At 70.4% G+C, this 24319-nt stretch carries 22 protein-coding genes, 1 tRNA gene and 1 pseudogene; 16 read left to right on the forward strand and 8 right to left on the reverse strand.

Going from position 1 to position 24319, the window contains the following annotated elements:
- The first annotated feature begins 149 nt into the window (after window positions 1-149).
- From ABFX55_RS41185 to ABFX55_RS41225, 9 genes are all read left to right on the forward strand, one after another.
- Complete coding sequence (locus ABFX55_RS41185; protein WP_346128830.1) at window positions 150-1640, forward strand: hypothetical protein; 1491 nt, start codon at window positions 150-152, stop codon at window positions 1638-1640.
- 88 nt (window positions 1641-1728) lie between these two features.
- Window positions 1729-2058, forward strand: a complete 330-nt coding sequence (locus ABFX55_RS41190) for a PadR family transcriptional regulator (protein ID WP_346128832.1) — start codon at window positions 1729-1731, stop codon at window positions 2056-2058.
- Window positions 2055-2960 carry a DUF1700 domain-containing protein gene (locus ABFX55_RS41195; protein ID WP_346128833.1) on the forward strand — a complete coding sequence of 302 codons (906 nt, stop codon included), beginning with the start codon at window positions 2055-2057 and terminating at the stop codon, window positions 2958-2960. The genes ABFX55_RS41190 and ABFX55_RS41195 overlap by 4 nt, the downstream gene beginning before the upstream one ends.
- A gap of 74 nt (window positions 2961-3034) precedes the next feature.
- The gene (locus ABFX55_RS41200; RefSeq protein ID WP_346128835.1) at window positions 3035-4075 is read left to right on the forward strand and encodes a hypothetical protein; all 1041 of its coding nucleotides are present in this window, start codon (window positions 3035-3037) and stop codon (window positions 4073-4075) included.
- A gap of 18 nt (window positions 4076-4093) precedes the next feature.
- Entirely contained in the window at window positions 4094-4888 is a 795-nt protein-coding gene (locus ABFX55_RS41205) for a uracil-DNA glycosylase (RefSeq protein ID WP_346128836.1), read from the forward strand.
- A gap of 116 nt (window positions 4889-5004) precedes the next feature.
- Window positions 5005-6333 (forward strand): NAD(P)/FAD-dependent oxidoreductase, encoded by a 1329-nt coding sequence (locus ABFX55_RS41210; protein WP_346131396.1) that lies wholly within the window; start codon window positions 5005-5007, stop codon window positions 6331-6333.
- A 49-nt stretch (window positions 6334-6382) separates the two neighbouring features.
- The gene (locus ABFX55_RS41215; RefSeq protein WP_346128838.1) at window positions 6383-6895 is read left to right on the forward strand and encodes a glycine cleavage system transcriptional repressor; all 513 of its coding nucleotides are present in this window, start codon (window positions 6383-6385) and stop codon (window positions 6893-6895) included.
- Window positions 6892-7407: a peptide deformylase gene (locus ABFX55_RS41220; RefSeq protein ID WP_346128839.1), complete on the forward strand. Its 516-nt coding sequence runs from the start codon at window positions 6892-6894 to the stop codon at window positions 7405-7407. Before ABFX55_RS41215 ends, ABFX55_RS41220 begins: the two co-directional genes overlap by 4 nt.
- 49 nt (window positions 7408-7456) lie before the next feature.
- Window positions 7457-7529, forward strand: a tRNA-Leu gene (locus ABFX55_RS41225).
- A gap of 200 nt (window positions 7530-7729) precedes the next feature.
- Here the strand turns inward: ABFX55_RS41225 and ABFX55_RS41230 are convergent.
- Both ABFX55_RS41230 and ABFX55_RS41235 read right to left on the reverse strand, forming a co-directional pair.
- Window positions 7730-8404, reverse strand: coding sequence for a class I SAM-dependent methyltransferase (locus ABFX55_RS41230; protein ID WP_346128841.1), 675 nt, complete (start codon window positions 8402-8404; stop codon window positions 7730-7732).
- A complete protein-coding gene (locus tag ABFX55_RS41235) occupies window positions 8388-8657 on the reverse strand; it encodes a hypothetical protein (protein WP_346128842.1) in 270 nt (89 codons plus the stop codon). Before ABFX55_RS41235 ends, ABFX55_RS41230 begins: the two co-directional genes overlap by 17 nt.
- A 269-nt stretch (window positions 8658-8926) precedes the next feature.
- Between ABFX55_RS41235 and ABFX55_RS41240 the strand changes: the two genes are divergently transcribed.
- From ABFX55_RS41240 to ABFX55_RS41250, 3 genes are all read left to right on the forward strand, one after another.
- On the forward strand, window positions 8927-9712 hold the full coding sequence (locus ABFX55_RS41240; protein ID WP_346128843.1) for a Bax inhibitor-1/YccA family protein: 786 nt from the start codon (window positions 8927-8929) through the stop codon (window positions 9710-9712).
- 161 nt (window positions 9713-9873) lie between these two features.
- A complete protein-coding gene (locus tag ABFX55_RS41245) occupies window positions 9874-10107 on the forward strand; it encodes a DUF4287 domain-containing protein (protein WP_183655175.1) in 234 nt (77 codons plus the stop codon).
- Between the two features lie 63 nt (window positions 10108-10170).
- Window positions 10171-10581 carry a PPOX class F420-dependent oxidoreductase gene (locus ABFX55_RS41250; RefSeq protein ID WP_346128845.1) on the forward strand — a complete coding sequence of 137 codons (411 nt, stop codon included), beginning with the start codon at window positions 10171-10173 and terminating at the stop codon, window positions 10579-10581.
- Here ABFX55_RS41250 and ABFX55_RS41255 read toward each other — a convergent pair.
- The 4 genes from ABFX55_RS41255 to ABFX55_RS41270 all read right to left on the reverse strand — a co-directional run bounded on the left by ABFX55_RS41255 (window position 10550) and on the right by ABFX55_RS41270 (window position 15857).
- Window positions 10550-11800, reverse strand: coding sequence for a beta propeller repeat protein (locus ABFX55_RS41255; protein ID WP_346128846.1), 1251 nt, complete (start codon window positions 11798-11800; stop codon window positions 10550-10552). The two genes, ABFX55_RS41250 and ABFX55_RS41255, sit on opposite strands and share 32 nt — an antisense overlap.
- A 354-nt stretch (window positions 11801-12154) precedes the next feature.
- Window positions 12155-13372: an acetyl-CoA C-acetyltransferase gene (locus ABFX55_RS41260; protein WP_346128848.1), complete on the reverse strand. Its 1218-nt coding sequence runs from the start codon at window positions 13370-13372 to the stop codon at window positions 12155-12157.
- A 139-nt stretch (window positions 13373-13511) separates the two neighbouring features.
- Window positions 13512-14840: an outer membrane protein assembly factor BamB family protein gene (locus ABFX55_RS41265; protein WP_346128849.1), complete on the reverse strand. Its 1329-nt coding sequence runs from the start codon at window positions 14838-14840 to the stop codon at window positions 13512-13514.
- A gap of 36 nt (window positions 14841-14876) precedes the next feature.
- Complete coding sequence (locus tag ABFX55_RS41270) at window positions 14877-15857, reverse strand: SGNH/GDSL hydrolase family protein (protein ID WP_346128851.1); 981 nt, start codon at window positions 15855-15857, stop codon at window positions 14877-14879.
- Between the two features lie 128 nt (window positions 15858-15985).
- On the opposite strand from ABFX55_RS41270, the gene ABFX55_RS41275 reads away from it, so the two are divergent.
- The gene (locus ABFX55_RS41275) at window positions 15986-17356 is read left to right on the forward strand and encodes a cystathionine beta-synthase (RefSeq protein WP_346128853.1); all 1371 of its coding nucleotides are present in this window, start codon (window positions 15986-15988) and stop codon (window positions 17354-17356) included.
- A gap of 215 nt (window positions 17357-17571) precedes the next feature.
- Here ABFX55_RS41275 and ABFX55_RS41280 read toward each other — a convergent pair whose 3' ends face one another.
- Complete coding sequence (locus ABFX55_RS41280; protein WP_346128854.1) at window positions 17572-18435, reverse strand: NAD(P)-dependent oxidoreductase; 864 nt, start codon at window positions 18433-18435, stop codon at window positions 17572-17574.
- A 53-nt stretch (window positions 18436-18488) separates the two neighbouring features.
- On the opposite strand from ABFX55_RS41280, the pseudogene ABFX55_RS50160 reads away from it, so the two are divergent.
- Window positions 18489-20201: pseudogene (locus tag ABFX55_RS50160) on the forward strand (AfsR/SARP family transcriptional regulator); the annotation flags it as partial.
- Window positions 20202-21485: 1284 nt separating this feature from the next.
- On the opposite strand, the gene ABFX55_RS41290 reads toward ABFX55_RS50160, so the two are convergent.
- Window positions 21486-22628: a sensor histidine kinase gene (locus ABFX55_RS41290; protein ID WP_346128856.1), complete on the reverse strand. Its 1143-nt coding sequence runs from the start codon at window positions 22626-22628 to the stop codon at window positions 21486-21488.
- Window positions 22629-22766: 138 nt separating this feature from the next.
- Here ABFX55_RS41290 and ABFX55_RS41295 point away from each other — a divergent pair, with 138 nt between their 5' ends.
- Together ABFX55_RS41295 and ABFX55_RS41300 are read left to right on the forward strand one after the other, a co-directional pair.
- On the forward strand, window positions 22767-22961 hold the full coding sequence (locus ABFX55_RS41295; RefSeq protein ID WP_346128858.1) for a hypothetical protein: 195 nt from the start codon (window positions 22767-22769) through the stop codon (window positions 22959-22961).
- 120 nt (window positions 22962-23081) lie between these two features.
- A complete protein-coding gene (locus tag ABFX55_RS41300; RefSeq protein WP_346128860.1) occupies window positions 23082-24221 on the forward strand; it encodes a cystathionine gamma-synthase in 1140 nt (379 codons plus the stop codon).
- Window positions 24222-24319 lie beyond the last annotated feature (98 nt).

The raw sequence follows: 24319 nt of genomic DNA on the forward strand, positions 1-24319 counted from the left end.
CCTTTGGCGTGTGTTGAGAGTGCATTCTGTTCTGTGATTAGGTAAAGAAGCTTTACGGGGGCTTTGCCATATGGTCCGGCACAGGATGGTGCCGGCGTGGCGACCGTTCCCGAGCGCGTCTTTTCCCTCACGGAATGGAGCACTCTCACATGAAGTCCTCAGGACTGGCCCGCAGGGTGGCCGCCTTCGGCGCCACGTCCGCGGTGCTGGCCGCCATGGTCACGGGGTTGGCCGCCGCTCCGGCACAAGCGGCGACCACGGCCAAGGCAGGCACGGCCTCGACGGCCGGCGCCAAGAGCACGGGCAAGCCCTCCATCGCGATCACGACGCCCAAGGCGTCCGTGCGCAACTACGAGGGTTCGTGTCCGGCCACGGTCAACTTCTCCGCGACGATCGGCGTCAAGCTCAAGGGCAAGACGACGGTCGCGTGGCGTTGGCTGCACGGCGACGGTTCCAAGAGCAAGGTCCAGACCAAGAAGGTCTCGGGCAACGGCGTGAAGAAGATCAACGTCCGTCAGTCCCTGACCTTCAAGGGCAACGTCAAGGGCTGGGAGGCCCTCGAGGTCCTCGGCCCGAAGAGCGTGAAGTCGAAGAAGAGCTACTTCTCGGTCACGTGTGAAGGCAAGGGCAACGACGACGGCGGCCTGCGCGAGGCCGACTACGACAAGGTGTCCGCCCGCGCGTGGGCGCACCCGGACGAGTACGTCGGTCCCTGCACCCCCGGTGACAAGATCGACTTCACCGGTGTGATCAGGGTCAACAGCCCTCGCTGGGTTCACTACCGTTGGATCCTCAACGGTGACGTCGTCGACGGCGGCAAGGTCAAGGTCTGGAACTCGCGGAAGGTGGGCTTCGGCTTCTCCCCGCGCTCCAGCCACCGTGGCTGGGCGGTCCTTGAGACCCTCGGCCGTGGCGCGACCGAGTCCAACCGCGTCGGCTACAAGGTGTGGTGCAAGGATGACGGTGGCCACCACGAGACCAAGGTCTCGGTGTCCACTCCCACCACCGGCACCAACCACAACACCTGCGCCGTCGGCGCCAACGCCACCATCTCCTCGAACGGCCGCGGCCGCGTCGAGTACGTGTGGTCGGTGAACGGCAAGGTCGTCGACAGCGGCTCCACCTACTTCGGTGGTGCGGGCAGCAAGTCGGTCCAGCTGAACGAGCAGTCGCTGAGCGGTGACGCCACCAAGGGCGGCACCGTGTCGATCGCGATCTCGGGTCCGAACAACCGTGACTCGGCCTCGCAGTCGTACGCGGCCTGCAACAAGCCGGAGCCCGGCGCGACCTCGGTGAAGGTCAGCGTCTCGGCTGTGCACGACCAGAGCACCTGCAAGGACGGCAAGGGCTCGACGATCAACGCCACCGCGACCATCACGGTCAACGGCGCGGCGAAGAACGTCGTCGTCCAGCTGTGGAGCGAGGTGGGCGGCTTCTCGAAGAACGTCACCCTCGACTTCGACAAGGCGGGCAGCCAGACCGTGTCCTACAGCCTCCCGGCTGCGGGCACCAACGGCATCCACGCCAAGGCGACCGTCCCGGGTGTCGGGTCGGACAGCAGCCTGGCCACCTACGGTGACCACTGCCCCGCACCGGCTCCCGTCGAGAAGGACGAGAAGGACGCCCCCAAGGGCGCCTGATCGGGTGAACTGAGGCCGGGCGGCACCTTCATGGTGCCGCCCGGTTTTCTGTTGCCACTACTGTGCATTGCGCAGTAGTGTGCATCGCGTGGATAGCACCCAGCTTCTCAAGGGCGTGCTCGATCTCGCGGTCCTGGCCGTCCTCGACGAGCGCGACGGCTACGGCTACGACGTCGTCCGGCGCCTGAGGGAGGCGGGTCTCGAGGACGTGGGTGACGCGTCCGTCTACGGCACGCTGCGCCGCCTGTTCAAGGCGGGCGCGCTGACCTCCTACGTGGTGGCCTCGGACGAGGGGCCGCATCGCAAGTACTACGGCCTGAACGACGTCGGCCGCGACCAACTGGCCGCCTCGGCCGCGACCTGGACCGCCTTCGCCGCCACCATGGCCGATCTGCTCAAGGAGAGGCACCCGTCATGACCGCCGAACAGTACGCGCAGGCCGTACGAGAGGCTCTGGCCGATCATCCGTACAGGGACGAGCTGTTGGAGGACCTCGACGACCACCTCGCAGAGGTGGCTGCGGAGTCCGAGGTGCCGCTGGAGGAGCGGCTGGGGCCGCCCGAGGCATACGCGGCCGAGCTGGGCGCGGCCTACGGCGACAGGCCGCAGGAGCGGCGCACGAGGTTCCGTCTGGGGGCGGCGGGGGCCTCTCTGGCGGGCCACCCGGCCTTCGGGCAGCTCACTGCCTTCCTGCCCGAGCTCAGGCCGGGGTGGTGGGTGCTGCGCGGATACGCCCTGGCCATGCTGCTGATCTCGGCGGCGGGCGACACGCAGTTGGTGCCCGACGCCCTGGGTGAGTTCGCGCTGGTCGCGGGGGTGATCTGGCTGTCGGTGGTCCTGGGCAGGATGCCGAGGGGCCGCTGGCTGCGGATCACCTCCGCGCTGGCCTCGGGCTTCGCGGCGCTCGCGCTGATGCTCGGCTTCCTCGGCGCGCAGTCGTTGAGCAGGAGCGCCGACCCGTCCCCGCTCGCCTACCAGGAGTCCGTGACGGTCGACATGATGGCCTCCGTCGGCGAGATCTCCAACATCAGGCCCTACGCCAAGGACGGCACGCCGCTGAGCGACGTCTACCTCTACGACCAGGACGGCAGGCCCGTCACCACGAACCCGGAGATGTTCGGCTACACCGTGGACCGCTCGTGCGGCGAGCCGGTGCTGAACAGGTACCCGCTGCCCCTGCGGCTCGAATCGTCCTCGCCCGAGTCCACGCAGGCCCCCGCGGCCTGCCCCACGGTTTCACCCACCGCCGCTCCCAGCGCCATCCCGGAAGTGGGACCCTCGGAGGCTCCCACCGCCACCTCCAGGCCGGAATCTGAGTAATCCGTTACTCAAGCCCCTCGGCCGGCGCCGGTGTTCTCTGGAGGCTCGGAACCCGGCACAGGAAGGGGAGAGCGATGCGCTGGGCACGGATGGTGGGGGCGCTCACGCTGGGGGCGGCGGTCCTGGTGGCGCCCGCGGGGGCCGCGTCGGCGAGCGCGGCGCCCTCGGTGCAGGTCAGGAATGTCGAGGCCGACGCCGACGGGTGCGCGGTGAGGTTCGGCGCCAGGATCGTGGTGCGTCCACAGGGCCGTACGGTGAAGGTGAAGTACCGGTGGATCACCGGCGACGGCGACAGGGGGCCGACCAGGACCCTGACCTTCCGCGGGCACGGCACGAAGTCGAAGACGGTCTTCGACGAGCAGGAGTTCGAGGACGGCGCCAGCGGGTGGCAGGCGGTGCAGATCCTCAGCCCGCGCAGGTTCACCTCGGCGAGGGCGCGCTTCGACGTCGACGGGTGCGCCGAGGAGGAGCCCGAGCCGGAGGCCTCGGTCTCCCTCACGGTGGACGACGCCGACTCGCGGGGCAGGTGCGACGGCTCCGACCACAGGGTGACCTTCGACGGGGTCGTCCGCGTCACCGGCGGCCCCGCGACCGTGCGCTACCGATGGCGCCTGGACGGCAGGACCGTGGACGACGGCTCGGTACGGGTGAGCCGGAGCGAGCGCCTGCGCCACGTCCTCAGGCCGACGGCGTCGGGCAGCGGCACGATGACGCTGGAGATCTGGGGGCCCAACCGCGACGCCGACCGGGTCCGCTACAGGGTGACGTGCGCGTCGGCGGCTCCCGTGGCGGGGGTCGAGAGCGTGCGGGTCGAACCGGCCGGCCACAACGGGCCGTGCCCTCAGGGGGAGAACGGCTACTACTGGCTCACGGCGAGGGCGACGATCAAGGTAAGCGCGGCCACGACCGTGGCCTACCGGTGGAACTGGTCCACCCCTGGCCACTTCGACGCGCCGGCCGAGACCTTCAGCGGCCCGGGGGAGCGCGAGGTGTCGCACAGGTTCGGTGTCACCGCCACGCCGGGCGCGGTGACGAACGCGAGGATGTGGGTGGAGATCTCCAGCCCGAACACCGCCAGGTCGGCCGAGGTTCCGTACTCCATCACCTGCACCTGATCGGGCACTATCGGTGCCATGAGCTACGTACCTCCCGGCACCGGCTGGCCTGACGACCCCGCGGCTCCCGACACCCCCGTGGCGCACTCGGCCGAGGGGGTGAGGGAGCTCGCGGCCGCCAGCCGTACGCTCGGCGAGCTGACGGCCCGCGAGTCGGTCTGCAGGGCCTGCCCGCGCCTGGTGGAGTGGCGCGAGGAGGTCGCGACGGTCAGGCGGCGGGCCTTCGCGGAGGAGACCTACTGGGGAAGGCCCGTCGCCGGCTGGGGCGAGGAGAGGCCCCGCCTGCTGATCGTGGGCCTGGCGCCCGCCGCGCACGGGGGCAACAGGACGGGACGCATCTTCACAGGAGACCGCAGCGGCGACTGGCTGTTCGCCTCGCTGTACCGCACAGGGTTCGCCGTCCAGGAGACCAGCGTCCACGCCGGCGACGGGCAGCGGCTGGTCGGCGCGCGGATGCTGGCCTCCGTGCGCTGCGCGCCACCGGCCAACAAGCCGCTGCCGGAGGAGAAGGCCGCCTGCTACCCGTGGCTCCAGCGCGAGATCGAGCTGGTCGCCGACAGCGTGCGCGTGGTGGTGGCCCTGGGCGGCTACGCCTGGCAGGCCATGTGGCCCGCGCTGAAGGACGCGGGGTACGGCCTGCCGCGCAGCAGGCCGCCGTTCGGGCACGGCGTGGAGGTCCCCGTGGCGTACGGCGAGGGCCAGGTCACGCTGATCGGCTGCTACCACCCGAGCCAGCAGAACACGTTCACCGGGAGGGTCACCGCCCAGATGCTGGACGACATCTTCCATAGAGCGGCAAATATCGCTAAATAGCCCGCAAAACGCCCTTTGGGGCATTTTAGTGTGGGCAGACTCACTGGGAAGGGATTGGCCTCGCCGTAGGTGGTGGGCATATGCTTGTGAATAGTTTCACAAGCGTGACCACGAGGATGGGACCTCAGGTGAACAAGCACATCGTGATCGTCGGCGGCGGGTACGTCGGGATGTACACCGCCCTGCGTCTGCAGCGCAAGCTCGGCAAGGAGCTGCGCAACGGCAGCGTGCGCATCACCGTCATCGACCCCAACTCCTACATGACCTACCAGCCCTTCCTCCCCGAGGCGGCGGCCGGCAACCTGTCGCCCCGGCACGTCGTGGCGCCGCTGCGCAGGGTCCTCCCCAAGGCCACGATCCTCAACGGCATGGTGACCAAGGTCGACCACGCGGCCAAGAAGGTCACCTTCGTCCCCGGCGAGGGCGAGCCGCGAGAGATCCCCTACGACCTGCTCGTGATGGCGGCGGGCTCGATCTCGCGCACCCTGCCCATCCCCGGCCTGACCGACATCGGCATCGGCTTCAAGACCGTCGGCGAGGCCATCGCCCTGCGCAACAGGGTGCTGCACCAGCTCGACGTCGCCGAGTCCACCGACGACGTCGAGGTCCGCAGGCGGGCGCTCACCTTCGTGGTGGTCGGCGCCGGATTCGCGGGCGTCGAGGCCCTGGCCGAGCTGGAGGACATGGCCAAGGACTCCACCCGCTACTACCGCAACATCAAGCCCTCGGACGTGCGCTGGGTCCTGGTCGAGGCGACCAACAGGGTGCTGCCCGAGGTCGGCCCCGAGATGGGCAAGTGGACGCTGGAGCAGCTGCGCGAGCGCGGCATCGAGGTCAAGCTCGACACGCGTCTCGAGTCGGCCACCGGCGGCCACGTGGTGCTGTCCGACGGCACCGAGTTCGACGCCGAGACCCTCGTCTGGACGGCGGGCGTGAAGCCGAGCCCCGTGGTGACCGAAGGCGACCTCCCGCTCGACGAGCGCGGCCGGATCAAGACCACCACCCAGCTGACCGTCGCGGGCACCAAGGACGCCTTCGCGGCGGGTGACCTGGCCGGCGTCCCCGACGTCACCAACCCCGGTCAGTACTGCGCGCCCAACGCCCAGCACGCCGTACGGCAGGCGAAGGTGCTTGGCGACAACATCGTCCGTACGCTCCACGGGCAGCAACTGGTCGAATATCGGCACAAGTACGTCGGATCGGTCGCGGGACTGGGCCTTCACCAGGGCGTGGCGAACGTCTACGGGGTCAAGCTTCGCGGATTGGCTGCGTGGTTCATGCACCGCACATACCATCTGTCCCGGGTGCCGACGCTGAACCGCAAGGTCCGCGTCGTCGCGGACTGGACGCTGGCGCTGTTCTTCAAGCGGGAGACCGTGTCTCTCGGCGAGATGGAGCACCCGCGCGACGAGTTCAGGGCGGCGGTCGCGAGCAACCGCCGCTGACGCTTCGGGACCCTCCTTCCGCGCGCGAGGAGAAGGGGGAGATCCAGGGGTGGGGCTCTCTGCTGTGACCGTGCTCGGCACCGACCGGCCAGGCGTGATAGCCGAGGTGGCCGGTTCGCTGGCCGACTGCGGCGTCAACATCCAGGACTCGACCATGACGCTGCTCGGCGGGCACGTCGCGATGATGCTCCTCGTCGCGGGCGATCTGTCCGCCGAGCAGTTGCGTGAGCGGATGCAGGTTGGCGAGCTGGTCGTCACGGCCGCCGCCGTCGAGGGACGCCGCGATCCCTGTGGGGTGGGCACCGGCCTCGGCTACGTGCTCACCCTGCACGGGCCGGACAGGCCCGGCATCATCTCGTCCGTCTCCCGCGTGCTCGCCTCGGTCGGCGGCAACATCACCGGGATGAGCACCAGGCTGAGCGGCCGCCTCTACGTGCTCATCGCCGACGTCGACCTGCCCGCCTCCGTCGACGTGGCCGACCTCATGCGCCGGCTGGCCGTCGTCGGGGCCGGGCTCGGCTCGGAGATCACCTTCCGCCCCTGCGAATCGGACCTGATGTGACCGGGGTCCCTCGCGACGTGCTCGGCGCGCCGCACCCCGTGCTGTCCGCCTCCGCCGAACCGGTGGACCCGACCGATCCCTTCGTCGTCTCGGCCGCCGCCGACCTGCTGGCCACCCTGCGCGAGGCGGGCATGCTCACGGGGCTGGCCGCCCCCCAGGTCGGGCTGAGCTGGCGGCTGATCGCCTTCGACGCGGGCCGCCACCCGCGCAGCCGGTCGAGCGCGGGCGCGCTAGCGCTGGTCAACCCCCGCCTGGCCGAGGCCTCTCACTGGCGCGTGGGCAGGGAGGGCTGCCTGTCGGTGCGCGGCCTGTTCGCCGAGGTGCCGCGAGCCGCCCAGATCACGGTGTGCGGCCAGCTGCCCGGCAGCGGCGAACTCGTCACCATCGAGGCCGACGCCTTCGAGGCCCGGTGCATCCAGCACCAACTGGACCATCTGGACGGTGTGCTCTTCCTGGACAGAGTGTCCGGAGCGCGGGCACTTCACCACAGATCTCACTCTTGTTACGCCTGATACAAAGTTGTGCTCCTCGTGAGCATGGTCCGTTTCGTATGATTGCGGCGCCCCCGTGGCCCAATGGCAGAGGCAAACCCCTTAAAAGGGTTGACGTGCGGGTTCGAATCCCGCCGGGGGCACCGCTAATTTATATCCAATTTACCCCCTGACCTGGCGTTTCTTCTTGACGCTCGGTCAGGGGGCCGCAGGCGGGGCGCCCAGGGGCCTCCCGGCGGCGACCGGCCGCGACGAAGACGCTCGTCCGGCCAGGTGGCCGCCCCTGACTGAACTCATTCATCAGGGTTTATGAGGTTGTCCCGAATGGGGTTATGTGACCCGCTTAAAGGCCTCTGAACCCCCACACCATTGCGCCACGCTTTGTCAAGGTGATGGGCGTGGAAACTTGTCGGGAAGCGCTCTCCGCGCGCTCGCGCGGAACGAATCGCGTGACCAGATAGTCGCGCACCGCAGCCGCGTCGGGCAGCGTCATCAGCGGAGCGTCCCACCGCTCCACCTCCACCCTCTCGAACACCGCCGCCACCAGCTCCGGCGCCTCCTCGGCGTCGAACGTCGTGCGGGAGGGCCGCCAGACCCCCGCCAGCTCGGGGGAGTCGGCTCTGCTCGGCGTCGCGGCCACGAACACCCCGCCGGACGCCAGCACCCGCCTCGCATCACGGAGCGCCTCCAGCGGGTCGGGCAGGTGGTAGAGCATGTTCACCGCCACCGCGGCGCCGAAACAGCCGTCGGCGAAGGGCAGTGCCGTGGCCTCGCCCATGAGCCGGGGCGCGGGGTGGTCGCGGAGCAGGGTGAGGGCGGCGTCGACGCCCACGACCTGGGGCAGCTCGGCGCGGAGCGCGCCGTCCGCGCAGCCGATGTCGAGAACGCGCGGCACGTGGCTCAACCGCTCGGCCAGGAGGGCGTAGAGCGACATGCCACCGGTCAGATGACGGGCGGTGAGCCCCGCGCCGGCCCTGAACCTGCCGGGGTCGGTGTCGTAGTCACGTGGAGTGCTCATCCGGCCATTCCTCGAGTGCGGCCTGCGCTCTTCCCGCGAACTCAGGGAACACCTCCGCCGTGGCCGGTGTCCACAGGATTACCCGGAGCCGCCCGCCTCGACGCCGGCGGGGCCGGGGCGCCTGCCGTACGAACTGGCGGAAAGAGACGTCGAGGGCCGCGTGAGAGAGGCGGTCAGGGGGCATCAGGTCGATGGGCGGCACCACGGGCGCGCCCTCGGCGGCGAGAGAGGAGGCGACGGAGACATCACGCACGAGCGCCGCACCGGGCGGCGGCCGGCCCGTCGACATCAAGGCGGCGACCCCGGCCACCGCATAGTGTAGGGATCGTGAAGCACCGCAGGGTCCCTGACCTGCAGACCGTGCCTGCCGGCGAGCTCGGCCACAAGCCGGGAACCCGCGTGGCACCTCGTTCGTTGAGATCGCTGCGGAAGTCTCGAATGTACATAGATCCCAGCGTGACTTGGCCTGTGTGACAGCCGGTCCAATACTCTGATCACATTGGTCGCAGCGTGGAGGCAGCGATGGAGAGCAAGAACCCCGTATTCAGCCGGTCGCCATACACCCATCAACAGCAAGGGTGGACCCCGAGCCCCGAGCATCTGCAGGGGATGTACGACAGCCCGGCCTACGCACCCGCGCCGCCGGCCGCCAGGACGATGACCATCGACGACGTCGTGGTCCGCGGGTTCATCACGCTCGGCACGCTTGTCGTCGCCGGCGCCGCCTCGTGGTACTTCGAGGTCGGCCTGGGCGTCGCGGCCATCTCGGCCCTCATCGGCGTGGTCCTCGGCCTGATCGCCTCGTTCAAGCAGAGCACCAACCCTGCGCTGATCCTCGGCTACGCCCTGTTCTATGGCGTGTTCGTGGGCGCGCTGAGCCGGATGTACGAGTCGGCCTTCCACGGCATCGTGCTCCAGGCGGTGATCGGCACGGCTCTGGCCTTCGCGGCGGTGCTGACCGTCTACTCCCTGCGCATCGTCAGGGTGACGCCCAAGTTCACCAAGTTCGTGATCGCGGCCGCGATCGGCGCGCTGGCGCTGGTCCTGGTCAACCTCGTGGCCGGGTTCTTCGTCGAGGGCGGCATCGGCCTGCGGACCGACAGCCCGCTCGGCTGGATCTTCAGCGCCGCGATGATCCTGCTCGGCACCTTCTTCCTGCTCCTCGACTTCGACGACATCGAGCGCGGGGTGAAGGCGGGAGCTCCCGAGAAGTACTCGTGGCAGTGCGCGTTCGGGCTCACGCTGAGCCTGGTCTGGATCTACCTCGAGGTGCTGCGGTTCGTCAGCTATTTCTCGGGCGACGACTGATCGTCCAGGTCAAGACCCCGCTGGTGAACCGGCGGGGTCTTTTCTATGCGCCACGAGGGATCTACGCGCCGTGACAAAAGGCTGGCCGCCGAGGGGTTGCGATTCGCGGTGAGGTGTTGCAGTGTCAAGCAAAGGACCTTAATCCATCCGTGGAGGTGCCCATGTCCTTGAACCACTCACCGGAGACGCAGATCAAGCTCATCGCCAGAGTCCCGGCCATCACGGGACGCGAACTCCCAGAGTGGTTCCAAGCCATCGACAACGGCCCATCCTTCCTCAGATGTGATGAACGAGCGCACTGGCTCGCCGAGGAGCACGGGCTGACCCATGGCTACGCCGCCGCCATCGTCGTCGAGCACGAGCGGCACCGTCGTAACAGAATGGGGTTCATCTAAACCCCCCGAGATCCCCCCACGCGCCCGTGCCGATCTTTCGGCTCGGGCGCGCATCATGGTGTGATGGATCTCGACAAGGCGCGCGGCTATCTGGCCCGCCACCACCACGCCGTCCTGCTCACCAGGCACGCCGACGGACGGCCGCAGATGTCACCGGTGCTGGTCGGCGTCGACGACGACGGTCACGCGATCATCAGCACGCGTGAGGGCGCGGCCAAGACCAGGAACGCCAGGAGAGACCCGCAGGTCGCCGTGTGCGCGTTCACCGACGGGTTCTTCGGCGAGTGGATCCAGGTCGAGGGCACAGCCGAGGTCGTCTCGCTTCCCGAGGCGATGGACCATCTGGTCGCCTACTACCGGGGCATCTCGGGCGAGCACCCCGACTGGGCGGAGTACCGCGACGCCATGGAGAGGGAGCGCAGGGTGGTGCTGAGGATCACGCTCAACCGCGCGGGCCCCGACCGTCACGCCTGAGGACGAAGTCCTGACCCTGGTCGGTCAACTCGTCGATCGCGCCGACGGCCCACAGGTCCTTCGTGCCTGGGATGGCGGCGACCGCGTTGACGGTGCCCCGGCCCGAGGCGCTCTCGGCGGTCCACTTCCGCCCATCGAAGTGAAGGAAGACGGATTCGTGTCCTGAGACCCACACGTCGTCGGGCCCGAAGGCGGTGACGCCGGTGAGTGAGCCCTCCGTCAGCGGCACCGTCATCTGCCGCCAGACGCGGCCGTCCCAGTGCAGGACCAGCGGCGTGGTGGGCTGGTCCTCGGCGTTCTCGTAGGTGTCGGGGCAGGACGACGGGTCACCCTCGTGGGCATTTCCGCCGCCCTTGATGATCTCCCCGACCGCCCACACATCGGTGGGGGAGATCTGCGCGACCGCCCTCAGACTGCCACCGGGGATTTCGGGCAGGCGCATCTCCTCCCAGGAGGAGTGCTCCTGCCTGCTGTGCAGGATCATCGGGGTCAGGCCCGCGCACGACTCCCGCGACTTGGCGCCCACGATCCAGGCGTGACCCGCTCGGAAGGTGATCGCGTTGAACGCGCCCGCCCTCCCGGGGAACTGGAACTCGAACGTGCCGTCCTGGCCGGACACGATGAACGAGCCCGACTCGTCCGAACCGATCAGCAACACCTGGCCGTTGTGGACGGAGACGTCGGAGAAGCGCTCGTCCTCGGAGATCCCGAAGGGGCGCCGCACGGCCCAGCGCCTGCCGTCCCAGTGGGAGACCTCGGACGCGCCCGCGAACCAGACGTCGTCGGGGCCGGTGGCGTCGAACCCCCCTGGCCCGGACAGCGGGGGAAGCGGGACCTTCGACCAGCTCCGCCCGTTCCAGCGCTGCATGACGGGCGCGCCCTCGTCGTCCTCCGCGCCGTCTTCGTAGCCGACCGCCCAGGCCGCGTTCGGCCCTGTCGCGACCACGTCCACCAGCCTTGAGGCGTCCCGCAGCGGAACGCTCCTGGCCTGCTTCCATCGGGGCGACCGGACGACCTGGGTGCTCTTCTCACCGCTCTCGGGCGAGGCGTGCGCCTGATGGGTGGGAGAGGGTACGGCGGGCGTCGCGCCGGTGTTCAGGGCGTGGGTCGGGCTCGCCTTCGCCAGGGCGCCCCCGCTTGCGCCGTCTCGCTCGCCCGAGCAGGCCGTCGCGAGGCTCGCGCAGACGACGAGGGCCGCGGCTCGCTGTGCGATCTTCATCGCGGGCATTATGGCGAATTTCCCGGCACGGCATGCCGTATACCCCCGTTTCCTCCGAGCCACCCGGCGCGGGAGTCGCCGTCTTTACTCCCGTACGGCAAGCCGCCCCCGCGCCTGCGTGAGCGCGGGGTCCCGTCCTGCGAAGGCGCCTCGGCCCGCGGGACTTCGGCGGGCCACCGTCACGGCGCACGCCGAACCCCTGCAGCGGTCCCCGTGAGGGCGCCCAGGTGGAGCAGAGGCCGGGGACGCCGCCCAGAGGGGAGCGAGGGCCGTGAGGGCGCCTCGCCCGCACTCCCCGGCGGGGCCTGTCCCCGACAGGCCCCGGTCGCGTGCCACAGGCCCCGGTCGTGGGGGTTAGGAGAGGCGCTCCAGGACCATGGCCATGCCCTGGCCGCCGCCGACGCACATGGTCTCCAGCCCGAAGGTCTTGTCGTGGTGCTGGAGGCTGTTGATCAGCGTGGAGGTGATGCGGGCGCCGGTCATGCCGAACGGGTGGCCGACGGCGATGGCGCCGCCGTTGACGTTCAGGCGGTCGAGGTCGATGCCGAGGTCCTGGTAGGACGGGATGACCTGGGCGGCGAACGCCTCGTTGATCTCCACGAGGTCGATGTCGGAGATCGACATCCCCGCCCTCGACAGCGCCTGCCTGGAGGCCTCGACGGGCCCGAGGCCCATGATCTCGGGTGACAGGCCGGTGACGCCGGTGGAGACGATGCGGGCCAGCGGCGTGATGCCGAGCTCGGCGGCCTTGGTGTCGCTCATGACGACCACGGCGGCGGCGCCGTCGTTCAGCGGGCAGCAGTTGCCCGCCGTGACCGTGCCGTCGGGGCGGAAGACCGGCTTGAGCTGCGAGACGGCCTCGTAGGAGGTGCCGGCGCGCGGCCCGTCGTCCTTGCTGACGACCGTGCCGTCGGGCAGCGTGACGGGGGTGATGTCCTTCTGCCAGAAGCCGTCGGCGAGCGCCTTCTCCGCGAGGTTCTGCGAGCGGACGCCGAACTCGTCCTGCTCCCGCCGCGAGACGCCCTTGATCTGGGCGAGGTTCTCGGCGGTCTGTCCCATCGCGATGTAGATGTCGGGGACCGCGCCGTCCTGACGCGGGTCACGCCAGGTCTGGCCGCCCTCGGCGAAGGTGGAGGTGCGGGCGCGGGCGCCGTCGAAAATCGGGTTCTGGGTGTCGGGCAGCGAGTCGGAGTTGCCCTTGGCGAAGCGGGAGACCGTCTCCACGCCCGCAGAGACGAAGACGTCGCCCTCGCCCGCCTTGATGGCGTGGAAGGCCATGCGGGTGGTCTGCAACGACGAGGAGCAGTACCGGGTGACCGTGGTGCCGGGCACGTTGTCGAGCCCCAGCATCACCGACACCACGCGGGCCATGTTGAAGCCCTGCTCGCCGCCTGGCAGGCCACAGCCGAGCATGAGGTCGTCGATGGTGTTCGGGTCGAGCTGGGGCACCTTGGCCAGCGCCGCCTGGATCATCTGGACGGTCAGGTCGTCGGGACGGATGTCCTTCAGCGACCCCTTGAAGGCTCGGCCGATCGGCGAGCGCGCGGTGGCGACGATGACTGCCTCGGGCATGGGGCTCTCCTGGGTTCGTGTCAGCACTCCATCGCGAGGTTACCCCTCGGTAGTGCCGTTGCCACGACCCGGGGGCCGGTAAAACAGAACTTTGTTTCAGATAGGTGAAAGCCGGGCGACACGGGTCGCCCGGCCGCTGTCATCCGTACATGCCGGGCGAGTTGGTGGCGCCGTCCCTGATGCCGTGGATGGCGCCCTTCTCGTCACGCCAGAGCCGCCAGCCGTCCTGGCTGCCGGTGAACCAGGACGGCGGCGCGCTCTCGCCCGCGACCCGCTTGCCGTTCGACAGGTCGAACTCGCAGATGGCGGCCACCGAGTAGAAGCCGGGAGCCTGCCCCTTCAACGGCAGGGGCTTGGGGTCGGTGACGCAGAAGGACCAGCCGCGCTGGTCCTTGACCGGCACCGAGTTGCCTGTGGTCAGGTCGAAGGCGGAGCCGCCGCCGTTGTGCTTGAGGAAGCCCAGCCGCTCCATGCGCTGGGGGAAGGCCAGCCACCACCCCGAACCGGGCACCTGGCTGGCGGTGATCTGGCCCATGACCCTGCCCGTCTCGGAGTCGAGCCTGGCGAAGCCGCCGTACTGACCCTGCTGGTCGACCGGGCGGACCACCGGCGCGAAGCCGGGGCTGCCACTGGGATAGACGCGGACCACGGACGGGCGCATCCAGTTGATGGTGCCGTCGGAGATCTTGAGTGAGAACAGCCCGAAGGTGGAGACCTTCTTCGTGCGCGGGCTGGTGTACGGCGCGACGTAGCCGACGAGGTTCTCGCCCGTCGACCCGAACGCCCAGCCGCCCGACATGTCGATGCCGGAGCCCAGGGCCTGCTCGACGGGCTGCTGCCACTGGAGCTTGCCCGACTTGAGCTCGTAGGACTCGATCATCGGGTTGGCCGCCAGGCGCAGCAGCAGCACCCTGTTGGCGTCGGACCACTCCACCTCGGCGATGCCTGGGAGCTTCCACTTCTGCTTGCCTGTCGCGGGGTCGAGCACGACCACCCTGGCGGCCGACAGCGCGGTGTGCTCCGACAGGCACACGTAGGGCCCGCAGCGCTGGGGGCCGAAGGTCGAGTGGACCGGCCTGACCCACTTCTGGCTGCCCGTACGGGCGTCGCGGGCGACGAGGGCGGCGTTCCACCTGCCCTTCTTGGCCGGGTCGAGCGAGACGATGACGTTGTCGACGATCGCGGGTGGCGGCACGCCCATGCCCGGCAGCCGCCCCGCCATCGTGGCGGGCTGGGCCCACAGCTTCTTGCCTGTGGTCAGGTCGAGGGCGACGGTCTCGAGCGTGCCGTCGGGCTTCATGGAGGTGGTCGTGGCCACGCCTGCGGCGGTGGCCATGCGGCTGACCACGTTGACGTCGGTGTTGCGCCAGGTCGGGAAGGCTGTCGTGGCGGCGTCGCTGCCTGAGCAGGCGGCCAGGGAAAGGGTTCCGGCCAGGGCGAGGGCCGGTTTCGCGAGGGGCCGGAGCACGGTTATTCCACTCCAATGGGGGCGAGGAGTGGCGGCTCAGCCGGGGAGGGTGTCTTCTGGTCGCCGGCGGAAGAGCGTGACCCATCTACCGTGGGGCCCCGTTGCCCGCCCTGCGACCCTGGTCGCGGTGACCTCTGTGCCTGACTCCTCCGCAGCCGTCGCCGCCGCAAGGTAAATCGTTTGCAGACCTTCGCCACGCCTGGGATGTGGTTCAGGCCACAACCCCAACGCAGCGCATACAGAAGGTAGCACCGCGTAAGCGGCCTGGGCGTAACCTCGGTCAGATGGATGGAAACGATCCGGTCCGAACATTTCGCCCGGGTTTGTGGCGAATTCCGGCCCCAGGAGGTCGGCGAAGGCGACCGTCCTGCCCCCCGCCTCGACCACAGCGACCGTCTGCGCGGCGGCGAGCTGGCGGCTCCATCGCCTGGTCACCCACCGCAGCGGCTGACCGATCGGGCGCACCGTGCCGAGATCGGGACAGGTGCCCACGATGACCTCCGCGCCCACCTCGCGCAGCCGCCGCACCGCCTTGGCCAGATGCCGTACGGCGGTCGCGGGCGGCGTCTGCGTGGTCACGTCGTTGGCGCCGACGAAGATGACGGCCACGTCAGGACGCGCCCTGAGCCCTCGGTCGACCTGGTCGCCCAGCTCGACCGAGGCGGCACCCGACTTGCCCACGACGGCCAGCCGTACGGGGCGCTCGGCCACGGAGGCCAGGCCGTGCGCCAGCCGTACGCCGGGGGTGTCCTCGGGGTTGCTCATGCCGAGGCCGACGGAGAGGGAGTCGCCGAGCATGACGAGACTGACGGGCTCGCCGGGGAAGTCACCGTACAGGCCGTCGGACGCCGGGCCCTCCATGCCGTGAGGACGGCCGATCACCCGCCTGGCGACCAGGCTTTCGGCGATCAGCAGGCCGTACGCCGTCGCGCCCAGAGCTGTCAGACCGCCTCCGCCCACCGCGGCCGCCGCGGCGATCCTGCGCGCCGTGCGCGCCACCCCCGGAGTCCAGATCACTCGGCGGCCCCCCTCGACCTGTCGCGACGGTAGCGTTATCAGGAAACCTAGCTGAGGCCCCACCACCCCCTGGGGGCCCTGGCCATCCACAAGCTGATCAAGCTTCTGCAAAGAAGGTGAACACCTCAGTGCGCGTTTACGATTCCCTGATCGAGCTCATGGGGAACACTCCGCTCGTCAGGCTGCACAAGGTCTCGGCGGGCCTTCCCGCACAGGTGCTCGCCAAGGTCGAGTACTTCAACCCGGGCGGCTCGGTGAAGGACCGCATCGCGGTACGGATGATCGAGGCGGCGGAGGCGTCGGGGGCGTTGCGGCCCGGCGGCACCATCGTCGAGCCGACCTCGGGCAACACCGGCGTCGGGCTGGCCATCGTGGCCCAGAGGAAGGGCTACAAGTGCGTCTTCGTCGTGCCCGACAAGGTCGCCCAGGACAAGATCTCCGTGCTCAGGGCCTACGGGGCCGAGGTCGTGGTGTGCCCCACCGCGGTCTCGCCCGACCACCCCGAGTCCTACTATTCGGTGTCCGACAGGCTGGCCCGCGAGATTCCCAACGCGTGGAAGCCGGACCAGTACTCCAACGTCCAGAACCCCGAGTCGCACTACCACTCGACGGGTCCTGAGCTGTGGGAGCAGACCGAGGGCCGCATCACGCACTTCGTGGCGGGCGTCGGCACCGGCGGCACCATCAGCGGCACGGGCCGCTACCTCAAGGAGGTCTCCGGCGGCCGGGTGAAGATCATCGGCGCCGACCCCGAGGGCTCGGTCTACTCCGGTGGCACGGGACGCCCGTACCTGGTCGAGGGCGTGGGGGAGGACATCTGGCCGGCGACCTACGACACGACGATCTGCGACGAGATCATCGCCGTCTCGGACAAGGACTCCTTCAACATGACCAGGCGCCTGGCCCGCGAGGAGGCGCTGCTGGTGGGCGGCTCCTGCGGCATGGCCGCGGTCGCCGCGCTGCAGGTGGCGGCCAAGGCCGGGCCTGACGACGTGGTCGTCGTGCTGCTGCCCGACGGCGGGCGCGGCTACCTGTCGAAGATCTTCAACGACGAGTGGATGGCCGACTACGGCTTCCTCACCACCCCCTCGGAGAGCGGGCTGGTGCGGGACGTGCTGTCGCGCAAGGGCGGCACGATGCCGTCCTTCGTCCACGCGCATCCGCACGAGTCGGTGGGCACGGCGATCTCCATCATGCGGGAGTACTCCGTCTCGCAACTGCCCGTCATGAAGGAGGAGCCGCCGGTGATGGCGGCCGAGGTCGTCGGGTCCATCGTGGAGCGCGACCTGCTGGAGGCGCTGTACCGGGGCAAGCTCAGCTCCGACGACCCGATCGCCGAGCACATGTCGCAGCCGCTGCCGATGATCGGCGCGGGCGAGCCTGTGTCGCGGGCGGTGGAGGCGCTGGAGAAGGCGGACGCGGCGGTGGTGCTGGAGGACGGCAAGCCCGCCGGCCTCCTCACCCGCCAGGACCTCCTCGCCTTCCTCGCCAACCACTGACCCGTCGGGAAGCCCACTCCCAGGAGACCCCGTGACCGCCCTCACGCGATGAGACCGCGTGGGCGATCACGGGGCCGGGGTTCCTGGGGGACGGGCGTCTCGCCTCCACGGAGAGGCGGCGAACCTCGGCCTGCTCCCCGGGCGCTGTGTCGACGCCGCTGTGAGCTCCGAGGGACCTCGACCCCGCTCCGGCGGGGGCGGGGCCGTACGGGTGGTCAGGGCTTCTTGATGGACTCGATGATGGTGCCCAGGCCCTCGGCCCCGCGACCCTCCGCGTCGGCGCGGTCGAACAGGCTCTTCAGCGCGACGGGCAGCGTGGCGTCGATCCCCGCCTCCTTGAACGCGTGCACCACGTGCCCCATCCCCACCGCCTGCATGTGCAGGCTGTTGGCCTCGCCGGGGTAGGACCGCTCCTCGAACTCGGCCGTGAGGTACTTCAGGAACCCCATCGGCCCCTCGCCCGCGATCCCGCCGAACGTCTCCTGCGCGAAGGGAAGCAGCTGGGAAGGCGCAACCCCGGCGCTCTCCGCCAGCGCGCTCGCGTACATGTACGCCGTCAGCCCGGACCAGAACATGAACAGCTGCGACTGGTAGAAGACCATCGCCAGCCCCGGGTCGGCGCCGACGTAGGTGACGTCGCTGATCGCCTCCAACGTCTCCGTGTGGCGGGTGACGACCTCGGAAGGGCCGCTGTAGAAGGTGTAGGCGCCAGGCTGGCCGATGCCGGGCGGCGGGACCATGATGCCTCCGGTGACGAGCACCCCGCCGCGCGCGGCCACCCAGTCCGAGGCCTCGCGCAGGACCGAGGGGGCGTCGGAGCTGAGGTTGAACAGCACCTTCCCCTGCAGGTCGACGTCGCCAAGGCTGTCGTACATCGCCTGGTAGTCCAGCTGACTGATCACCAGGAGCTCTCCGGCCTCGGCGGGCGAGGACGCCTCGTGCGCGCCGAGCGCCACCAGCGCGCCCGCCTTGCCAGGTGTCCTGTTCCACACCGTCACCTGGTGGCCCGCCTTCAAGAACATCTCGGCCATCGTCGAGCCCATGGCCCCGAGGCCGATCACAGTCACATGCGTTGTCATGCCCCCAGCCTCGGCGACCGTACTTCGGGAATCCTTATGGTTGGCTACGGGTCATGCGTTTCGGGGTGCTGGGGCCGCTGGCCGTGTGGACGGACGAGGGCGTCCAGGTGCGGGTGCCCGAGGCGAAGGTGCGCGCCCTGCTGGCCGACCTGCTGGTGCACGAGGGCCGTCCGGTGCCGGTGGACCGGCTGATCGACGACCTCTGGGGCGCGCGTCCCTCCGCCAACCCGGTGGGGACGCTGCAGGCCAGGGTGTCGCAGCTGCGTCGCGCGCTCGGCTCGGCCGACGCGGTGGTGCGCGACCCCTCCGGCTACCGGCTGGCCGGGGCGCGGGTGGACGCCAAGGAGTTCGCCGACCTCCTCGGGCGGGCCCGTGAAGGGTCGCTGGAGGCGCGGGCGGGGCTGCTGGCCGACGCTCTGGCGCTGTGGAGAGGGCCCGCGTACGCCGACCACGCCGACGCGGCCTTCGCCGCTCCCGCCGCCGCCAGGCTGGAGGAGGCGCGCCTGACGGCGCTCGAGGACCAGGCAGAGGTACGGCTGGCCCTCGGCGAGCCGGTGGAGCTCGCCGAGCTGGTGCGCGAGCACCCTCTGAGAGAGCGGCTGAGGGGACTGCACCTGCGCGCGCTCTACAGGGGCGGACGGCAGAGCGAGGCGCTGGACAGCTACGCGGAGGTGCGCGCGCTGCTGGCCGACGAGCTGGGAGTGGATCCGAGCAGGGAGCTGGCGGCGCTCTACGAGGCGATCCTGCGCCAGGACCCCTCACTCGACTCCCCGCCCCACACCCGGGCGTTCCTGAACACGGTGGCCGGAGAACCGGCGACCCAGGATCCGGGGTTCGAGTCAGGGGTGCGGCTGCCGGTGCCGATGACTGAGCTCATCGGCAGGGACGAGGCCGTGGCCGAGGTGCGCGCGCTCCTCGGCTCCAGCAGGCTCGTCACGCTCACAGGCCCCGGGGGCGTGGGCAAGACGAGGCTCGCCGTGGAGAGCGCCGCGCAGGTGGAGGAGGTCAGGCTGGTCGAGCTGGCCGCGACGGGTGACCCCGTGCAGGCGGTGATCGAGGCGCTGGGCCTGCGCGACGACGGCGTATCGGCAGGACCCGTCGAACGCCTCGTCACCGCGCTGCGCGACAGGCGGCTGCTGCTCGTCATGGACAACTGCGAGCACGTCATCGACCGGGCCGCCGACCTCGTCTCCACGCTCCTGAACGCGGCACGGGGGCTGCGCGTGCTGGCCACCAGCAGGGAGGCGCTGGCCGTACCAGGGGAGCGGGTGTGGCCCGTGCCTCCGCTGGAGACCGAGCAGGGCATACGGCTGTTCGCGGCGCGGGCGGTGGCCGCCGATCCGGGCTTCGCGCTGGACGAGGACGACGCGAAGACCGTCGCGACCATCGTCGAACGGCTCGACGGGATGCCGCTGGCCCTGGAGCTGGCGGCCACCAAGGTGCGCGCCCTGGGCCTGCGGGAGCTGGCCGTACGGCTCGACGACAGGTTCAGGGTGCTCGGCGCGGGCAGGAGGGGCGCGCCCGGCAGGCAGCAGACGTTGCGCGCGGTCATCGACTGGAGCTGGGAGCTGCTGTCCGAGGCCGAGCGCGTGGTGCTGCGGCGGCTGGCCGTCCATGCCGACGGCTGCCTGCTGGAGGCCGCCGAGCAGGTCTGCGCCGAGCGGGGCGTGGACGTCGTCGCCACCATCGCGCAGCTGGTCGACAGGTCCCTGGTGAGTCCAGGGCCGCGTTACAGGCTGCTGGAGACCGTCAGGGCCTACGGGCTCGAACGGCTGGCGGAGGCGGGCGAGAGCGACGTGCTCAGGGAGCGGCACGCGGCGTACTACACCGAGCTGGCCGAGCGGGCCCGGCTGCGCGGTCCCGAGCAGGGGGAGTGGCTGCGCAGGCTCGACGCCGAGGGCGCCAACCTGCGCGTCGCGCTGGAGAGCGAGACTCACGCGCTGCGGCTGGTCAACGCGCTGGGCTGGTACTGGTACCTGCGCGGCAGACGGGGCGAGGCGAGCGCGGCGATCGCCAGGGCGTTGACGTCAGGGACGGGCGAGCCGAAGGAGCGGGCGCTGGCGGCCGTCTGGCACGCCGTGATGACGCTGTCCACGGGCGACGAAGCGGAAGCGGCGCCGTACGAGGAGCTGGACGAGGCGGGGCAGGCGTTCGCCGACTGGTTCATGAGCTACGTGCGGTGGGCCTACGGCGACCACGCGGTGCACGGGGTGAGGGTGGAGCGGGCGCTGGCGGCCTTCCGCCGGCAAGGCGACAGGTGGGGTGTGGCGGCCGCGCTCTGCGTGCGGGCCAGGCTGGCCCTCGTCCGTGGCGACCTGGCCGCGATGCGGGAGGACGGCGAGCGCAGCCTCGCCCTCTTCGACGAGCTGGGCGACGGGTGGGGCAGGAGCGAGGCGATGGACACGCTCGGCCTGCTCGCCGAGATCCGCGGCGACTACGAGGAGTCGGCGAGGCTGCGAGGTGAAGGGCTGCGGCTGGCGGAGGAGCTGGGGCTGGAGATCTCCTTCTCCCTGTCGGTGCTGGGCAGGACCGCCCTGCTGATGGGCGACCACGCGCTGGCCGACGAGTATCACGAGCGGGCGAGGAGGCTGGCGGTCGAGCACTCGTACAAGTCGGCTGAGGAGCACGCGGTGGTCGGGCTCGGCCTCAGCGCGCGGCGACAGGGCAGGCTGGACGAGGCCGAGGCGCTGCTGCGGCCGTGGCTGACCTGGCTGAGGCAGGTGGACGGCCAGCCAGGCGTCGCGCTGATCCTGGCGGAGCTGGGCTTCGCCGCCGAGCAGCGCGGCGACCTGCGGGCGGCGCTGGCGCTGCACAGGGAGGGCTACGAGTCGGCCGGTGCGAGCGGTGACCCCCGAGCGGTGGCGCTGGCGCTGGAGGGCCTCGCGGGCGCCCTGCCCGCCCGTGACGCCGCCCGCCTGCTCGGCACGGCCACCGCCATCAGGCGGACGGTGGGCGCGCCCCTCCCGAGGGCCGAGCGCGGCGACGTCGAAAGGATCGCCGCCAGGGCGCGCGCGGAGCTGGGCGAGCGGGAGTACGACAGGCTCCACGCCTCAGGCGAGGGGGAACTCGGCGAACACCTCCCACGCGCCTTCAGGGGTGGGCCCTGCCAGCAGCCTGCCGCCGAGGGCCTCGACCCTCTCGGCCATGCCGACCAGCCCGAAGCCCCCGCCGAGCCGTGAGAGGCGCGGGTCGGTGGCCGAGCCGTAGTTGCGCACGCGCAGCCGTACGGTGCGCTCGTGGAGCCGCAGATCGACCTCCACCCACCCGGTTCCAGGGGCGTGGCGGCGGACGTTGGTGAGCGACTCCTGCAGCACCCTGTGCAGGGTGGTCATGACCTCGGGCGGCAGCGCGCCGTCGGCGATGCCCTGTCCGACCTCGAAGGAGACGCCCGGCCCGCCGGCGCTGAAGCGCTCGGTGAGCAGGCGCAGGTCGGCGAGGGAGGTGCCGGGGGTGCGGGCGGCCTCGTCCTCCGCGCGCAGCACGCTGACCAGGCGGCGCATCGAGGTGAGCGCCTCGACCCCCGCGTTGGCGATGGCGTCGAGGGCGGGGGTGACCGCCTCGGGCTTCATCTCGGCGACCGTTCTGGCGGCCTGGGCCTGGACCACGATGCCGGTGATGTGGTGGGCGACCAGGTCGTGCAACTCCCTGGCCAGCTCCAGACGTTCGGAGCGGCGGACGGTGTGGATGGCCTCGACGCGCCGCTCCTGCTGGAAGCGCAGGTAGCCGCCGACGCCCGCCGCCGTGGCCCAGCCGATGAACAGCATGAAGGAGAAGGCCAGGCCGCCGTTGTGATAGTCGCGCATGCCGCCCTCGGCCATCAGCACGCCCATCGCCACCAGGCTCAGCGTGGCGGCCTTCCGCACGGGCTCGACGTGCCGCAGGACGCCGATGGTGAGAATGAGCAGCGCGCCGCTCTCCGCCGAGCCTGGGACCCCTACGACGTCGATCGCGCCGATGAGGAGGGAGACGACGAGGGAGCAGGCCATCAGGACGGCGAACCCCTCGATCCTGTAGCGCCTGCGCAGCACCACCGCCACGATGCCGACGGCCCCGCACACGGGAACCAGGAACTGCGGCCCTCCCGCGCCTGCGGCGACGGCCAGATCCACCAGCAGCATCATGCTCAGCCAGCCGATCATGGCGATCTCGCTGAGCCGCCTGATCCAGTAGACGAAGCGTTTGTTGTCCCCCACGGCACCCGAGCCTAGGCCGGAAGTCGGACCCCTCATATCCACCATTCGGCCGACCTCCTGATCCGGGGACCAGTCCTTCAGTCGATTCGGGACCGGTGTCGCGGCGCGCATGCTTGAAGCGTCGAAGGGGATGAGGAAATGGTCGCTATCGGATTCGTGTTCCTGGGCATCGGGCTCGTCGTCGCCGTCCTGCTGGCGCTGGCCGACCCGGTGCTGCTATCCCGCATCAACGGGGAGCCGGCCGAGGGCGCGAGCGGCCGTCACATCAACGCCGACATCGTACGGCTGCCGCGGCCCGCCGCCGAGGAGTTGAACGAGAGCAGGGCGGCCTGACACCAGACCCGTCACGGGTGGGCGGTTGGGGGACAAGCCGCACGTGACGACGATGAGGCCCGTGATCGGTTGGGGGACGGATCACGGGCTTCACGTTTTTCCTGGGCTAGCGTGGGGGGCATGAGCAATGGTTTTGAGACCCTGGCGATCCACGCAGGCCAGGAGCCCGACCCGGTGACCGGCGCGGTCGTGCCGCCGATCTACGCCACGTCCACCTACAAGCAGGACGGCGTGGGCGGTCTGCGGGGCGGATATGAGTACAGCCGGTCGGCCAACCCGACGCGGACCGCGCTGGAGGAGGCGCTGGCCGCGGTCGAGGGCGGCGTGAGGGGCATGGCGTTCGCCTCCGGCCTGGCGGCCGAGGACACCCTGCTGCGCACCGTCTGCAAGCCCAACGACCACGTGGTGATCCCGAACGACGCCTACGGGGGCACCTACCGGCTGTTCTCCAAGGTCCACGAGCGCTGGGGGCTGCACTACGACCCCGTGCCGCTGGGCGACCTCGACGCGGTGGCCGCGGCCATGACGCAGAAGACCAAGCTGATCTGGGTCGAGACGCCGACGAACCCGCTGCTCGGCATCGCCGACATCGCCGCGCTGGCGCAGCTGGCGCACGAGAACGACGCGCTGCTCGTGGTGGACAACACGTTCGCCTCGCCGTACCTGCAGCAGCCGCTGGCGCTGGGCGCCGACGTGGTCGTGCACTCGACCACCAAGTATGTCGGAGGGCACTCCGACGTGGTCGGCGGCGCGCTGATCGCCGCGGACAAGGGGCTGGGCGACGAGCTGGCATACCACCAGAACGCGATGGGAGGCGTGGCCGGCCCGTTCGACGCGTGGCTGACGCTGCGCGGGCTGAAGACGCTCGGCGTGCGGATGGACCGCCACTGCGACAACGCCGAGCGCGTGGTCGACCTGCTGCTCGCCCACCCGCGCGTCACGCAGGTCCTCTACCCGGGCCTCGACGAGCACCCGGGGCACGAGGTGGCGGCCAAGCAGATGAAGCGCTTCGGCGGCATGGTCTCCTTCCGCGTCGACGGCGGCGAGCAGGAGGCCGTCGACGTCTGCGACAGGACGAAGCTGTTCACGCTGGGCGAGTCGCTCGGCGGCGTGGAGTCGCTGATCGAGCACCCCGGCAGGATGACGCACGCCTCGGCGGCAGGCTCGCCGCTGGAGGTGCCCGGCGACCTGGTGCGGCTGTCGGTCGGCATCGAGACCGTCGACGACCTGCTCGCCGACCTGACCCAGGCGCTGGGCTAGGGTCCTTCCCCCGAGGCGGATGGTGGCGCGGCCTGCCCTGACGAGCGGGCAGGCCGAGCCATCGCACGTGGCTTTCGGCGAAGGCGCGCCGAAAGTAC

Source organism: Nonomuraea roseola (assembly GCF_039535395.1).
GTDB classification, from domain to species: Bacteria; Actinomycetota; Actinomycetes; order Streptosporangiales; family Streptosporangiaceae; genus Nonomuraea; species Nonomuraea roseola.

Bases quoted from the DNA above. Each gene is read 5' to 3' on its own strand.
- ABFX55_RS41255 (WP_346128846.1), bottom strand. From the start codon at position 11,800: ATGAAGATCGCACAGCGAGCCGCGGCCCTCGTCGTCTGCGCGAGCCTC.
- ABFX55_RS41295 (WP_346128858.1), top strand. From the start codon at position 22,767: ATGGTCGCTATCGGATTCGTGTTCCTGGGCATCGGGCTCGTCGTCGCC.
- ABFX55_RS41210 (WP_346131396.1), top strand. From the start codon at position 5,005: ATGGGACCTCAGGTGAACAAGCACATCGTGATCGTCGGCGGCGGGTAC.
- ABFX55_RS41205 (WP_346128836.1), top strand. From the start codon at position 4,094: ATGAGCTACGTACCTCCCGGCACCGGCTGGCCTGACGACCCCGCGGCT.
- ABFX55_RS41300 (WP_346128860.1), top strand. From the start codon at position 23,082: ATGAGCAATGGTTTTGAGACCCTGGCGATCCACGCAGGCCAGGAGCCC.
- ABFX55_RS41195 (WP_346128833.1), top strand. From the start codon at position 2,055: ATGACCGCCGAACAGTACGCGCAGGCCGTACGAGAGGCTCTGGCCGAT.
- ABFX55_RS41245 (WP_183655175.1), top strand. From the start codon at position 9,874: ATGTCCTTGAACCACTCACCGGAGACGCAGATCAAGCTCATCGCCAGA.
- ABFX55_RS41280 (WP_346128854.1), bottom strand. From the start codon at position 18,435: ATGACAACGCATGTGACTGTGATCGGCCTCGGGGCCATGGGCTCGACG.
- ABFX55_RS41260 (WP_346128848.1), bottom strand. From the start codon at position 13,372: ATGCCCGAGGCAGTCATCGTCGCCACCGCGCGCTCGCCGATCGGCCGA.
- ABFX55_RS41230 (WP_346128841.1), bottom strand. From the start codon at position 8,404: ATGAGCACTCCACGTGACTACGACACCGACCCCGGCAGGTTCAGGGCC.
- ABFX55_RS41250 (WP_346128845.1), top strand. From the start codon at position 10,171: ATGGATCTCGACAAGGCGCGCGGCTATCTGGCCCGCCACCACCACGCC.
- ABFX55_RS41185 (WP_346128830.1), top strand. From the start codon at position 150: ATGAAGTCCTCAGGACTGGCCCGCAGGGTGGCCGCCTTCGGCGCCACG.
- ABFX55_RS41200 (WP_346128835.1), top strand. From the start codon at position 3,035: ATGCGCTGGGCACGGATGGTGGGGGCGCTCACGCTGGGGGCGGCGGTC.
- ABFX55_RS41240 (WP_346128843.1), top strand. From the start codon at position 8,927: ATGGAGAGCAAGAACCCCGTATTCAGCCGGTCGCCATACACCCATCAA.